Origin of the sequence: Streptomonospora nanhaiensis, from assembly GCF_013410565.1 — a bacterium.
Classification (GTDB): domain Bacteria; phylum Actinomycetota; class Actinomycetes; order Streptosporangiales; family Streptosporangiaceae; genus Streptomonospora; species Streptomonospora nanhaiensis.
The window spans coordinates 1,109,870-1,122,849 of the sequence record NZ_JACCFO010000001.1 but is presented as its reverse complement, the minus strand read 5'-3'; the positions used below and the strand labels follow the sequence as shown (position 1 = coordinate 1,122,849).

Genomic DNA, 12,980 nt, shown 5'->3' with positions numbered 1-12,980 from the left:
GCGGTCCGGCCGTGCCGCCGCCGCGCGCCGCCGAAGGCCGCACCGGCTCCGCGCCGCGTCCGGGCGGCGGCGCGGAGACCCCGACCGCGAAGGAGCCTCCGGAATGACCCTCGACCCCGCACCGACCCGCTTCGCCCTGCGCCGCCTGCCGCGCTCGCTGATGCGGCCGCGCACCTCCACCTGGCGCGAGGCCGCGCCCGGGGTGATCGACGCCGCTCTCAAGCGGGCGCAGGCGCGCCCGTCGGGCAACTGGTTCGTGTTCGCCGCCAGCGCCGAGGTGCGCCCCGGCCGCCCTTTCGGGCGCGTCATCGCGGGCACCGAGATCGTGGCCTGGCGCGGCCCCCGCGGCGAACTGCACGCCGCGCCCGGCGCCTGCCCGCACCTGGGCGCCCCGCTGTGCCGGGGCGAGGTGGCGGGCGGCCGCCTGGTGTGCCGCTGGCACGGGCTGTCGCTGGGCGGCGACGGGTTCGCCGGATGGGCGCCCTTCCCGGCCTACGACGACGGCGTGCTCGCCTGGGTCCGGCTGGACCGGGCCGGCGGCGAGGAGCCCCTGCCCCGGCCGGTGATCGGCCCCCGCCCGGCCGGGGCCAACGTGATCGCGGCGGTGGAGAGCACGGCGGGCGCCTGCGAGCCGGAGGACGTCGTGGCCAACCGGCTCGACCCCTGGCACGGGTCCTGGTTCCACCCCTACTCGTTCGTGGGGCTGCGGGTGACCGAGACGCCCGCCGGCCCGGACCCCGACCCCGACCGGTTCGTCGCCGAGGTCGCCTTCAAGGTCGCCGGCCGGTGGGGCGTACCGGTGCGGGCCGCGTTCGAGTGCCCCGAGCCGCGCACCGTGGTCATGCGGATCATCGAGGGGGAGGGGGAGGGCAGCGTGGTCGAGACCCACGCCAGCCCGCTGGGCGTGCGCGCGGGCGTGGCGCGCACCGCCGTCATCGAGGCCGCGATCGCCGCCTCCGAGCGCGCCGGATTCGCCCTGGCCCGCCGCGCCGCGCCGCTGGTCCGCCCTCTCATGCGCCTGGCGGCCCGCCGCCTGTGGCGCGACGACCTCGCCTACGCCGAACGCCGCTACCTGCTGCGCACCACGGGCCGGTGGCCCGGGTAGCTCCGCGGCGCGGTCGCGCGAACGGCCTCGCCGCTTTCTCCGGGAAATCCGGCGGGTTCATTCCGTTTTCCCGCGCTGTTGGTGTCCTGTTTCCGTTTTTATTTCCGGCCGCATGTGCGCGGAAAGCGTCAGGCGGTGTCAACGGAAGACGGTCGCCGCATGCGGATAAAGGGCGTCATTTCGGCTGTGTGCTGCGGTTTCGTCTCTCCCGGGCCGGTGTCCGAATCCGGGCCACGGCAAGGATTCGGAATGCGTTGACCCGTCGTCGTGCGCCCTCCTGGCGTGTGTCCGGGGCGCAGTAAAACGCCTCGGGAAAGGACCCGGAAATGCCGTGCAGGGCAGCGGCGATTATCGGCACTCAGGCCTCGGCCGCCGTCAGTTCTCCATTCCCCAGGATCAGAGCAGTGTGTGGGAGCACGAACACGTGCGCAACCCCAACGCGGTGCCTCGCATCCGGTTCCGGGTGTGCCAGGAGCGCCAGAACGACTCCGACCTGTGCCTGGACTGGCGCTGGTACGCCACGTGATCCACGCGGTCGGCCACCGCTGATGCGCCGCCGCTCGGCCGGACCGGGCGGCGGCGCCGGGCGCGGCGTCCTCACCCCGCGCGCGAGCGCGCCCAGCGGGCGAAGGCGCGGGCCAAGGCCAGGCGGCCCCGGCGGGGGACGCTCCAGACCGTGTGGCCGGGCAGGCCCCAGTCCGCCAGCAGGGCGTTGGCGGCCAGGAACCCGCTGGTGGCGGCGCGCTCCATGAGGGCGACGGGCAGGTCCACCCGCACGTGGTCGCCCGCCACCACGATCCCGGGGTGGGGGGTGCGCACCGCCGCCCGCTCGGCGAACCCGCCCGGCGGGAACAGCGGGCAGTCGGCGCGCAGTTCGTGGCGCTCGTCCACCACCCCGGCGCGGGCGGTCTCCGGATAGACCCGGTGCAGCTGGGCGCGCAGCCGCGCGCGCTCGGCCGCCTCGTCGCAGCCTGCGGGCAGCGCGTAGGCGTGCAGCTCCACCACCGACCCGCCGGTTCGCCCCGCCCACGCCGCCGCCTCGTCCTCGAAGCGCTCCAGGACGCTGACGTTGTCCAGCGTGGGATACCCGGCCGTGCCCAGGAAGCCGGGGCGCGAGGCGGCCACCGGCCGGTCCAGCCACAGCCGCGACACCAGGAACGGCGGCGCGCCCGGCAGCCGCTTGAGCCGGCCCAGCCACGCGGGGTCGGCGCCCTCGACGCGCTCGGCCAGGCCGCGCAGCCCCGGCACGTCGGCGGCCAGCACCACCCCGTCGCAGGCGTGCCGCTCGCCCGCCGCCCACACCGCCGGCCGGCGGCCGGCCGCCGACGCGGCCCCCTCCACCTCGACGCCCTCGGCCTCCGTGCCGGTGCGTACCTCGGCGCCCAGCCGCCGCAGGCGCGCGGCCAGCGGGTCCCACAGCGCCCGGGGGAACGGCGCGCGCGGGACGTCGAACAGCAGCCCCTCGGCCGACCCCAGGAAGTAGATGTGGAACATCACCGCCAGCTCCGCCGCCGACAGGTGCCGGGGGTCGGCGAAGAAGCTGCGCGAGAACACCTCGAAGGCCAGGTGCCGGGCGCTGGCCGGAAACCGCACCGCCGCCAGCAGGTCGGGCGCCGGCACCCGGTCCAGGCGCGCGTAGACCCCGGGCACGTCCACGTCCAGCAGCTGCGCGGCGGCGGCCGTGTTGACCCGCGCCAGCTCGCGCACCGGAAAGCTGGGGCTGCGCGCGGCCAGCGCGAACGCGTTCCACGGCGGCGCGGACGGCAGCCCGGCGAACCCGTCGCGGGCGCCGCCGGCGTGCACCAGCGGGTAGTCGGCGAGCGGGGCGAGCGCGGCCAGGCCGGGGTCGGCGCGCCCAAGCAGCGCCCGCAGGTTGTAGTACTGCCGGAAGAACGCGTGGAACCCGCGCGACATGGTCACCCGCGAACCGTCGCGCAGGGTGGTGGGCCAGCCGCGCAGCCGCCCGCCCAGCTGCGCCTCGCGCTCCAGCACGGTCACCGCCACGCCGCGCTCGGCCAGCGCGGTCGCCGCCGCCAGGCCCGCGATGCCGCCGCCGATCACCACCGCGCGCGGGCGCGGGCCGGCGGGCGCGCGGGAGGCGCGGGGCGGGGGAGCGGGGGCGACGGCCTCGGCGCGGCGGTCGCGGCCCGGGCGCGTCATGCCCCGCCCCGCCCGCCGGGCGCCCGCGCGGTGAGCGTGTGGGTGATGCCGCGCTGCCAGCCCGGCAGGGGATGGGCGCGCACGTCCGCGAACCCGGCCGCGCGCACGCGCTCCCGCAGCCGCGCCAGGCCGTCGAACTCCACAACGCTGCGCCACAGGTAGCGGTACAGGTCGGCCCGGCCGGTCACCAGCCGGCCCAGGGGGATGATCACCCCCCAGCTGACCAGGGTCCACACCGCGCGCGCGGCGGCGGAGTCGGCCACGGAGTACTCGTGCAGGGCCAGGCGCCCGCCCGGCCGCAGCAGCGCCCGCATGGCGGCCAGCGCGGTGTCGGGATCGGGGCAGTTGCGCAGCAGGTAGGCCGCGAAGACGGCGTCGACCGGGCCGCCGATGTCGCGCGGGGTGAGGTCCTCGGCCCGCGCGCGCACGAACCGCACCCGGTCGGGCCAGGGCTTGGCGCGCGCGGCGGCGAGCATGCCCGCCGAGGCGTCGACCCCGATCACGGCGGCCCCGGGCAGCACGGCGGCCAGCGCCGCCGTGGAGGCGCCGGTGCCGCACCCCAGGTCGAGGACGCGCACCCCCGCACCGGGGGCGGCGCCCAGGCGCCGCGCCGAGGTCCGCAGGTCGCGGTGGTAGCCGGGGTTGGCCCCCACCAGGCGGTCGTAGCCGGAGGCGGCGCGGTCGAACTCGGCGGTGACCGCCCCCGCCTTCATGCCGTGCACCGAACCCCGCATCGCGCCCCCCGAGCCGCCAGGCCGCCGCGCCGCGCGGCGGATCGCCGCCGTGCGCCGGGCCGGACCGCGTGCCATGCTGGCACCATGCGCCAGTTCGATGTGGCCGTGGTGGGCGCCGGGGCGGCTGGGCTGTCTCTTACCCACCGCCTGGCGGCGTCGAACCGTGCGGCGGGCCGGCGCCTTGGGATCGCGCTCGTTGAGCCGCCGCCGGGCCCGGCGCGCCCGCCCGAGCGCACCTGGTGCTACTGGGAGCGCGGAGTGGGCCGGTGGGACCCCGTGCTGGCGGCGCGGTGGGAGCGGCTGGCGGTGGTCGGCGCCGACGGGCGGCGGCGGGTCCACCGCACCGCGCCCTTCAGCTACAAGATGCTGCGCTCGCGCGACTTCGAGAAGTACGTGGCCGCGACGGCCGTCGAGGGCGTCACCGTGCTGCGGGCCACCGTGGCCGAGGTCGCCGACGGCGCCGAGCGCGCGGTGGTGCGCGCCGTGGACGGCGCGGGCGCGCCGGTGGAGATCGCCGCCACCTGGGTCTTCGATTCCCGCCCGGCGGCGCCGCCGCCCGGGCGCACCGCGCTGCTCCAGCACTTCCGGGGCTGGTTCGCGCGCACGCCGCACGACGCCTTCGACCCCTCCGGCGCCGTGCTGATGGACCTGCGCACGCCCCAGCCCGCACGCGGGGTCTCTTTCGGCTACGTGCTGCCGCTGTCGCCGCGCGAGGCGCTGGTGGAGTACACCGAGTTCACCCGCGAGGCCTTGGACACCCCCGCCTACGAGGCCGCGCTGCGCGACTACACCGGCCGCGTGCTCAAGTTGCGCGAGGTCGAGGTGACGGCGGCCGAGCAGGGCGCCATCCCGATGACCGACGCGCGCTTTCCCACCCGCGCCGGGCGCCGCGTCTTCCGCATCGGCGCGGCCGGGGGCGCCACGCGGCCCTCCACCGGCTACACCTTCAGCGGGATCCAGCGCCAGACGGCGGCCGTGGCGCGGGCCCTGGAGCGCGGCGCCGAGCCCGTGCCGCCGACGCCGCACCGGCGCCGCCACCTGGCCATGGACGCGGTGCTGCTGCGCGCCCTGGACACCGGCCGGGTCGACGGGGCGGCGTTCTTCACCCGGCTGTTCGACCGCACGCCGCTGCCCGCGGTGCTGGACTTCCTCGACGGCCCCTCCCACCCGCTGCGCGAACTCGCGATCGGCCTGCGCGCCCCGGTGGCGCCCATGGCCCTGACCGCCGCCGAGTGCGCCCTGCGGAGGCGGCCCCGGGTGCGCCCGCGGGGCTGACCCCGGGAGCGGCCCCCGCGTCCCCGAACCGGGCCCGGGGCTCGCCTCCGCGAGACGGGGCCGGTACATTCCAGTGAACGATTCCAGCGCCCCCTCCCGCCGCGCCGTCCGCGCGCCGGGGCCCGGGGCCGAGCCGGGGGAGGGGTCCACGGTGCGCGCACGCGGCGGACAGGTGTTGGCGGCCAATCTGCGTGTCCTGCGCGAAATGGCGGGGATCTCGCTCTCGGAGCTGGCGCGCGGGTCGGGGATCGCCAAGGGCACCCTGTCGCAGCTGGAATCGGGCGCGGGCAACCCCACCCTGGAGACCGTGTTCAGTCTGTCGAACGCCCTGGGTGTCCCGGTGTCCTCGCTGCTGACCGAGCGCCGCGACCCCGACGTGGTGCTCGTGCGGGCCGAGGACGTCGAGGTCTTCAGCGGCGACGCCGTGGACCTGCGCATGCTGCGCCGCCTCGACCTCACCGAGGGCACGATCGAACTCTACGACCAGCGCTTCCGCCCCGGGCGGCCGCAGTACTCCGACGGCCACCCCGGCCGCGAGCACCACATCGTCACCTCCGGCGTCCTGCGGCTGGGCCCGCCCGACGACCCCTTCGAGCTGGGCCCGGGCGACTACGTGTGCTTCTCCGCCGAGCACCCGCACTTCTACGAGGCGGTGGGCCCCGACCCGGTGGCCTCCACCCTGCTCCTTCAGTACTCCGACGACGCCCCCTCGCCCGCGGCGCGCGCGTGCTCGGTGCACGGCCGCCGGCGCCGCGGCTGAAACCCCTGCCGGGCGCGGCGACCGGAGCCTCCGGTCGCCGCGCCCGACGCGTTCGCGGCCACCGGCCGTTCACCCCGACGAACGACCGGGGCGGATTCCGGTTGTGTTCCGGGCAAGTAAAACCTGAACACCAGGGAAAACTTGTCGCCAACCGGGCATTGACGTGAGCCACGCCGCATGATTAGCCTCTCATCGTTCGCTTTAATGAACGGCCTTCGGGTGAGAGGTGGTGCGCCATGCCGGGGAGTCCCGACGTCGTCGTGGTCGGCGCGGGCGTCGTGGGCGCCGCGTGCGCCGAGGCGCTGAGCGCGGCCGGCCGCCGCGTCGTGGTGGTCGACCGCGGCGCCCCCGCGTCGGGCACCACCGGAGCGGGCGAGGGCAACGTCCTGGTCTCCGACAAGGAGCCCGGCCCCGAACTGGAACTGGCCAAGCTGTCCCGCCGCCTGTGGCCCGACCTGCTGGCCGGCCTGCGCGAGGAGCTGGGCCCGCGCGCCGCCGAGGCCGAGTGGGACCCCAAGGGCGGCCTGGTCGCCGCCCTCGGCGACACCGACGCCGAGGCCCTGGCCGCCTTCGCCGCCACCCAGCGCGACCAGGGCGTGCGCGCCGAGGACATCACCCCCGAGCACGCCCGCGAGCTGGAGCCCCACCTCACCCCGCGCGTCTCCGGCGCCGTCCTCTACCCCGACGACGCCCAGCTCCAGCCGGTGCTCGCCGCCACCGCGCTCCTGGCGGCCGTGCGCGCCCGCGGCGGCGAGGTCCGCGGCCGCACCAGCGCGCTGGGCGTGCGCCGCGACCGCTCCGGCGCCGTCGCCGCCCTGGCCACCAGCGGCGGCGACATCCCCTGCGGCGCCGTGGTCAACGCCTGCGGCCCCTGGGCCGGCGCCTTCGCCGAGACCGCCGGGGCCCCGCTGGACATCCGCCCCCGGCGCGGCGTCGTCCTGGTCACCGCCCCGCTGCCGCCGGGCACCGTGCGCCGCAAGGTCTACGACGCCGACTACGTGGGCGCCGTCGGCAGCGACGACGCCGACCTGCAGACCTCCACCGTGGTGGAGTCCACCGCCGCCGGGACCGTGCTCATCGGCTCCAGCCGCGAGCGCGTCGGATTCGACGACACCATGCGCGTCCACGTGCTGCGCGCCATCGCCCGCAAGGCCGCCGCCCTGTTCCCCGTGCTGGAGCGGGTGCCCGTCATGCGGGCCTACGGCGGGTTCCGCCCCTACGCCCCCGACCACCTGCCGGTCATCGGGCCCGACCCCCGCCTGCCCGGCCTGTGGCACGCCACCGGCCACGAGGGCGCCGGGATCGGCCTGGCCGCCGGCACCGGCCGGCTGCTGGCCGACCTGCTCACCGGCGCCGACCCCGTGCTCGACCCCGCGCCCTTCCGCGTGGACCGCCCCGCGCTCCTGGCGGGAGCCCCCGCGTGAGCGCCCCCGCCGACCACCGTCCCCCGGCCGCCGCCCCCGGCGGCCCCCGCCCCGACCCCGCCCAAGGAGGTGCGCCCGTGAGCGAGCGCCTGACCGCGCGGATCGACGGCCGCGAGGTCGCCGTCACGCCCGGAGAGACCGTGGCCGCGGTGCTGCTGCGCCAGGGGCGCCGCTCCTGGCGCACCACCCGGGGCGCCGGCCGCCCGCGCGGCGTCTTCTGCGGCATCGGCGTCTGCTTCGACTGCCTGGTGGTCGTCAACGGCGTGCCCGACGTGCGCGCCTGCCGCCGCCGGGTCGCCGACGGCGACGACATCCGCGTGCAGCACGGAGCGGAGCTGCCCCGATGACCCAGACGACCCCGGCCGCCCCGGCCGCCCGCACGGACCGCGTCGTCGTGGTCGGCGCCGGCCCCGCCGGCCTGGCCGCCGCGCGCAGCGCCGCCGCCGCGGGCGCCGCCGTCCTGGTGATCGACGCCGAGCCCGCGCCCGGCGGCCAGTACCTGCGCCGCGACGCCCTCGCCGGCGCCGATGACCGCGACCCCGCCACCGCGCTGCCGCCCGGTGTCGAGCACCGCCCCGACACCGTGGTGTGGGCGATCGAGCCCGTGCCCGGCGGCCACCGCCTGCACCTGCGCACCGGCCCCGCCGACGACCCCGGCCGCACCGGTGCCACCGTCGACACCCGCGCCCTGGTGCTGGCCACCGGAGCGCACGACCGCGCCCTGCCCTTCCCCGGGTGGGACCTGCCCGGCGTGTACACCGCCGGAGCCGCCCAGGCGCTGGCCAAGGCCCAGCGCCTGGCCGTCGGCGAGCGGGTCCTGCTCGCCGGCACCGGTCCGTTCCTGCTGCCCGTCGCCCGCTCACTGCTCGACGCCGGCGCGCGCATCACCGCCGTCCTGGAGGCGGGCGAGCCCGTCACCGGCTGGCTGCGCCACCCCGGCGGGGTCCTGGCCGGCAGCGGCAAGCTCGGCGAACTCGCCGGCCACCTCGCCGCGCTCGCCCGCCACCGGGTGCCCTACCGGCCGCGCACCACGGTCGTGGCCGCCCACGGCACCGACGCGGTCGAGGCCGCCACCACCGTGCGGCTGGACCGCGACTGGAACCCGGTGCCCGGCACCGAGCGGCGCGTCGAGGCCGACGCGGTCTGCGTCGGCTTCGGGTTCACCCCGCAGACCGAGCTGGCCGTCGCCGCCGGGTGCGCCATGGCCGAGGGCTTCGTGCGGGTCGACGCCGCCCAGGCCACCTCGGTGCCCGGGGTGTTCGCCGCCGGCGAGCTGACCGGGATCGGCGGTGCCGCGCTCTCGGCCGCCGAGGGCGAGGTCGCCGGAGCCGCCGCCGCCCGCCTGGTGGGCCGCGACCCCCGCCCCCCGCTGGCCGCGCTGCGCCGGGTCCGGCGCGGGCGCCGGTTCGCCGCCGCGCTGGCCGCGGCCCACCCCGTGCGCCCCGGCTGGTCCACCTGGCTCGCCGAGGACACCCTGGTCTGCCGCTGCGAGGAGGTCCGCGCCGGGGAGCTGCGCGCGGCCGCCCGCGAGCGCGGCGCCTCGGCGGCGCGCCCCCTCAAGCTGGTCACCCGGGCCGGACTCGGCCCCTGCCAGGGCCGCGTCTGCGGCCGCAACGTCGCCGAGCTGCTCGGCGACCCGCGACTCGCCGACGGGTTCGCCCGCCGGCCCATCGCCGCCCCCGTGCGGCTCGGCGAGCTGGCCGCCGGCGACACCGCCGACGGCGCCGACACACCCGCGGGCCGCCGGTGAACCGCCGCCCGGCCCGCCGCCCCGCCCCCCGTACCACCCCATCCCGAGGAACCGGAAACAGGAGCCATGACGCAAGAGAAGCTTGACGGGGTCATCGTCGCCACGGCGCTGCCCTACCAGGAGGACCCCGCCGCCCCCGCCGGCCTGCGCGTCGACCTCGACCGCTACGCCGAGCACTGCCGCTGGCTGGTCGACAGCGGCTGCCGCGGCGTGGGCCCCAACGGCTCGCTGGGCGAGTACTCCTCCCTGACCGACGACGAGCGCCGCGCGGTCGCGCGCACCGCCATCGAGGCCGTGGGCGACGACGGCGTCGTGGTGGTGGGCGTGCACGGGGTCGGCGCCCACCAGGCCCGCGCCTGGGCCGAGAAGGCCGCCGAGGACGGCGCCGACGGCGTGCTGTGCCTGCCGCCGACCATGTACCGCGCCAACGAGTCGGAGATCATCCACCACTTCGAGCAGGTGGCCGCCGCCGGCCTGCCGGTGATGGTCTACAACAACCCGTTCGACACCAAGGTCGACCTCACCCCCCGCCTCGTGGCCGAGATCGCCGCCATCGACAACGTCGTGGCGATCAAGGAGTTCACCGGCGACGTGCGCCGCGTGCTGGAGCTGCGCGAGCTGGTGCCCGACCTCACCGTGGTCGCCGGCGCCGACGACGTCGCCCTGGAGGCGCTGCTCATGGGCGCCACCGGCTGGTTCGCCGGGTTCCCCAACGTGTTCCCCGCCGAGTCCGCCCGCCTGTTCGAGCTGGCCACCGCCGGCCGCCTGGAGGAGGCCCGCGCCCTCTACGAGCCGCTGGTCGCGGCGTTCCGCTGGGACTCCCGCACCGAGTTCGTGCAGGCCATCAAGTACGCCATGGAGCAGGTCGGCCGCTACGGCGGCCCGTGCCGGCCCCCGCGCGGCCCCATCACCGGCGAGAAGCTCGCGGAGCTGGAGGCCGACGTGCGCCGCGCCCTGGACCACCTCGCCTCCGCGCAGCCGGTGGCCTGACATGCGCGCCGCACGCTACTTCTCCGCGGTCGACTCCCACACCGAGGGGATGCCGACCCGGGTGATCACCGGCGGGGTGGCGCCGATCCCGGGCGCCACCATGGCCGAGCGGCGCCAGTACTTCGTCGAGCACCTCGACCACATCCGCGAACTGCTGGTCAACGAGCCGCGGGGGCACGCCGCCATGAGCGGGGCCATCCTGCAGCCGCCCCTGCACCCCGAGGCCGACTGGGGGGTCCTCTACATCGAGGTCTCCGGCTGCCTGCCGATGTGCGGGCACGGCACCATCGGGGTGGCCACCGTCCTGGTGGAGACCGGCATGGTGGAGGTCACCGAGCCGGTGACCACGGTCCGGCTGGACACCCCGGCCGGCCTGGTCACCGCCGAGGTCGCGGTCGAGGACGGCCGGGCGGCGGCGGTCACCATCCGCAACGTCCCGTCGTTCTCGCTGGACCTGGACGCCGTGGTCGAGGTGCCCGGCGTGGGCACGGTCACCTACGACATGGCCTACGGCGGCAACTTCTACGCGATCGTCCCGGCGGCCGACCTCGGAATCCCCTTCGAGAAGGCCGCCAAGGACCGGATGATGGACACCGGCCTGGCGATCATGGCGGCGATCAACGAGCGGAACCGGCCCGTCCACCCGGCCGACCCGCTGATCTCCGGCTGCAAGCACGTGCAGATCGTCGCGCCCGGCCGCGACGGTTCCCACGCGCGCAACGCCATGGTCATCCACCCCGGCTGGTTCGACCGGTCGCCCTGCGGCACCGGCACCAGCGCCCGCATGGCCCAGCTGCACGCCCGCGGCGAGCTGGCGCTGAACAGCGACTTCGTCAACGAGTCGCTGCTGGGCACCCGGTTCACCGGGCGCCTGGTCGAGGCCACCGAGGTCGGCGGGCTGCCGGCCGCGGTGCCCACGGTGACCGGCAGCGCCTGGATCACCGGCATGGGCCAGTACCTGCTGGACCCGAGCGACCCCTTCCCCCGGGGCTTCACGCTCTGACCGGCCGCGGCCGCGGCCGCGGCCGGTCGGGTACCGCGGTGCGGGGCGGTCCCGCCGCCCCGCACCGCCTGCCGGCGCAACCCGCACACCCCGCGGGTTCCCGCGCACCCCGCTCATCCCCCCATCCCCCCTTCCCTCCCATCGGCTCCGCGTGCGCGCGCCGCCGATCCCCCGGACGACCGAGAGTTGGTCCGCCATGGAAATCCTCGTCACCATCAACGACTGGCTGTGGAACCCGCTGGTCGTGCTGGCCCTGGGACTGGGCCTGACCCTGACCGTGCTCACCCGCGGCGTGCAGTTCCGGCTGCTGCCCGACATGCTCCGCCAGATCCGCGCAGGAAAGAGCGGCGGCAAGGACGCCACCGAGGGCATCTCCCCGTTCCAGGCCCTGGCCCTGACGCTGTCCAGCCGTGTCGGCGTGGGCAACATCGCCGGCGTCGCCACCGCCATCGCCGCGGGCGGGCCCGGCGCCCTGTTCTGGATGGGCGTCATGGCGCTGCTGGGCAGCGCCCTGGCGTTCGTCGAGTCGACCGTCGCCCAGATCTACAAGCGCAAGATCGACGGCCGGTTCTGGGGCGGCATCCCCTACTACATCGAACGCGGCCTGGGCCTGAAGTGGCTGGCCGTGGTCGCCGCCGTCACCACCATCGCGCTGTACGCGGTGCTGGCGCCCGGCGTGCAGGCCAACAACATCACCGCCGCGATCGACACCGCGACCGGGGTGAGCCCCTGGATCAGCGGGGTGGCCCTCACCGCCGTCTTCGCCTTCGTCGTGTTCGGCGGGCGCAAGCGGGTCGTGGGGGTGGCCGACATCCTGGTGCCGGTCATGGCGGCCGGCTACATCCTGGCCGCGGTGGTCGTGCTCGCCGTGCACGCCACCGAGATCCCGGGCGCCGTCGCCCTGATCCTGGGCAGCGCGTTCGGCGTCGACTCGGTCTTCGGCGGCATCGTCGGCGCGGCGGTCGCGTGGGGCGTGCGCCGCGCCATGTTCTCCAACGTCGCCGGCGTGGGCGAGGGCACCTACGGGTCGGCGGCCGCCGACGTCTCGCACCCGGTCAAGCAGGGGCTGGTGCAGGCGTTCTCGATCTACATCGACACCCTGTTCGTCTGCATGGCGACCGGCCTGATGATCGTGGTGACCGGCAACTACAACGTCGTCACCGAGGACGGGCAGCAGCTGGCCGACAACCTGCCGGGCGTGGAGGCCGGGGCCGCCTACACCCAGGCGGCGGTCAGTTCGGTGGCGCCGGGCGTGGGCCCGGTGTTCGTCGCCGTCGCGATCACCCTGTTCGCCTTCACCACCCTGGTGGCGTTCTACTACATCTCCGAGACCGCGCTGACCTACCTGTCGCGCACCGGCGTCCGCGGCGGCTGGGTGCTCGCCCTGCGCCTGGTCATGATCGCGGTGACGATGTACGCGTCCGTGCAGTCGGCGGACCTCATCTGGGCGATCGGCGACGTGGGATACGCGTCGCTGGCCTGGGTCAACATGCTGTGCCTGCTGTTCTTGGCCAAGCCCGCGCTGCGCGCCCTGCGCGACTACGACACGCAGCGCAAGGCGGGGCTCGACCCGACGTTCGACCCCGAGAAGGCCGGCATCCCCGGCGCCGACTACTGGATCGGCGACGACGCCCCGGCGCGCCGCTGACCCGCCCGCGCCCCGGCCGCCCTCCCGCACGGGCGGCCGGGGCCGTGGGCGTTCCCGCGCCCGCGCCGCGACCGGGGGAGCGGCGCGGGGCGCGGGGCGTCCGCGCGGCGCCGCCCGGAACGGGGGACCGG

The 12,980-nt window shown here is 76.8% G+C and carries 11 protein-coding genes; 9 read left to right on the top strand and 2 right to left on the bottom strand.

All coding sequences use genetic code 11. The annotated features are described in order from the left end of the window. Positions 1–103: 103 nt before the first annotated feature. Positions 104–1,105, top strand: a complete 1,002-nt coding sequence (locus HNR12_RS04835) for a DUF5914 domain-containing protein (RefSeq protein ID WP_179766362.1) — start codon at positions 104–106, stop codon at positions 1,103–1,105. Between the two features lie 597 nt (positions 1,106–1,702). Here HNR12_RS04835 and HNR12_RS04830 read toward each other — a convergent pair. After that, a complete protein-coding gene (locus HNR12_RS04830; protein WP_179766361.1) occupies positions 1,703–3,265 on the bottom strand; it encodes an FAD-dependent oxidoreductase in 1,563 nt (520 codons plus the stop codon). Beyond that, positions 3,262–3,999 carry a class I SAM-dependent methyltransferase gene (locus HNR12_RS04825; protein WP_179770410.1) on the bottom strand — a complete coding sequence of 246 codons (738 nt, stop codon included), beginning with the start codon at positions 3,997–3,999 and terminating at the stop codon, positions 3,262–3,264. The genes HNR12_RS04830 and HNR12_RS04825 overlap by 4 nt, the downstream gene beginning before the upstream one ends. A gap of 84 nt (positions 4,000–4,083) precedes the next feature. On the opposite strand from HNR12_RS04825, the gene HNR12_RS04820 reads away from it, so the two are divergent. The 8 genes from HNR12_RS04820 (at position 4,084) to HNR12_RS04785 (ending at position 12,849) form a co-directional block, all read left to right on the top strand. Continuing rightward, positions 4,084–5,274 carry a lycopene cyclase family protein gene (locus HNR12_RS04820; RefSeq protein ID WP_179766360.1) on the top strand — a complete coding sequence of 397 codons (1,191 nt, stop codon included), beginning with the start codon at positions 4,084–4,086 and terminating at the stop codon, positions 5,272–5,274. A gap of 151 nt (positions 5,275–5,425) precedes the next feature. Beyond that, complete coding sequence (locus HNR12_RS04815; protein ID WP_338119722.1) at positions 5,426–6,034, top strand: helix-turn-helix domain-containing protein; 609 nt, start codon at positions 5,426–5,428, stop codon at positions 6,032–6,034. A gap of 236 nt (positions 6,035–6,270) precedes the next feature. Further along, positions 6,271–7,458, top strand: a complete 1,188-nt coding sequence (locus tag HNR12_RS04810; protein ID WP_179766358.1) for an NAD(P)/FAD-dependent oxidoreductase — start codon at positions 6,271–6,273, stop codon at positions 7,456–7,458. 77 nt (positions 7,459–7,535) lie between these two features. Next, a complete protein-coding gene (locus tag HNR12_RS04805) occupies positions 7,536–7,805 on the top strand; it encodes a (2Fe-2S)-binding protein (RefSeq protein WP_179766357.1) in 270 nt (89 codons plus the stop codon). Next, on the top strand, positions 7,802–9,208 hold the full coding sequence (locus HNR12_RS04800; protein ID WP_179766356.1) for an FAD/NAD(P)-dependent oxidoreductase: 1,407 nt from the start codon (positions 7,802–7,804) through the stop codon (positions 9,206–9,208). Before HNR12_RS04805 ends, HNR12_RS04800 begins: the two co-directional genes overlap by 4 nt. 66 nt (positions 9,209–9,274) lie before the next feature. Beyond that, the gene (locus HNR12_RS04795) at positions 9,275–10,198 is read left to right on the top strand and encodes a dihydrodipicolinate synthase family protein (RefSeq protein ID WP_179766355.1); all 924 of its coding nucleotides are present in this window, start codon (positions 9,275–9,277) and stop codon (positions 10,196–10,198) included. Position 10,199: 1 nt separating this feature from the next. Then, positions 10,200–11,201 carry a proline racemase family protein gene (locus HNR12_RS04790; RefSeq protein ID WP_179766354.1) on the top strand — a complete coding sequence of 334 codons (1,002 nt, stop codon included), beginning with the start codon at positions 10,200–10,202 and terminating at the stop codon, positions 11,199–11,201. A 196-nt stretch (positions 11,202–11,397) separates the two neighbouring features. Beyond that, positions 11,398–12,849: an alanine/glycine:cation symporter family protein gene (locus HNR12_RS04785; RefSeq protein ID WP_179766353.1), complete on the top strand. Its 1,452-nt coding sequence runs from the start codon at positions 11,398–11,400 to the stop codon at positions 12,847–12,849. Positions 12,850–12,980 lie beyond the last annotated feature (131 nt).

Bases quoted from the DNA above. Each gene is read 5' to 3' on its own strand.
- HNR12_RS04835 (WP_179766362.1), top strand. From the start codon at position 104: ATGACCCTCGACCCCGCACCGACCCGCTTCGCCCTGCGCCGCCTGCCG.
- HNR12_RS04800 (WP_179766356.1), top strand. From the start codon at position 7,802: ATGACCCAGACGACCCCGGCCGCCCCGGCCGCCCGCACGGACCGCGTC.
- HNR12_RS04785 (WP_179766353.1), top strand. From the start codon at position 11,398: ATGGAAATCCTCGTCACCATCAACGACTGGCTGTGGAACCCGCTGGTC.
- HNR12_RS04795 (WP_179766355.1), top strand. From the start codon at position 9,275: ATGACGCAAGAGAAGCTTGACGGGGTCATCGTCGCCACGGCGCTGCCC.
- HNR12_RS04825 (WP_179770410.1), bottom strand. From the start codon at position 3,999: ATGCGGGGTTCGGTGCACGGCATGAAGGCGGGGGCGGTCACCGCCGAG.
- HNR12_RS04830 (WP_179766361.1), bottom strand. From the start codon at position 3,265: ATGACGCGCCCGGGCCGCGACCGCCGCGCCGAGGCCGTCGCCCCCGCT.
- HNR12_RS04820 (WP_179766360.1), top strand. From the start codon at position 4,084: ATGCGCCAGTTCGATGTGGCCGTGGTGGGCGCCGGGGCGGCTGGGCTG.
- HNR12_RS04790 (WP_179766354.1), top strand. From the start codon at position 10,200: ATGCGCGCCGCACGCTACTTCTCCGCGGTCGACTCCCACACCGAGGGG.
- HNR12_RS04810 (WP_179766358.1), top strand. From the start codon at position 6,271: ATGCCGGGGAGTCCCGACGTCGTCGTGGTCGGCGCGGGCGTCGTGGGC.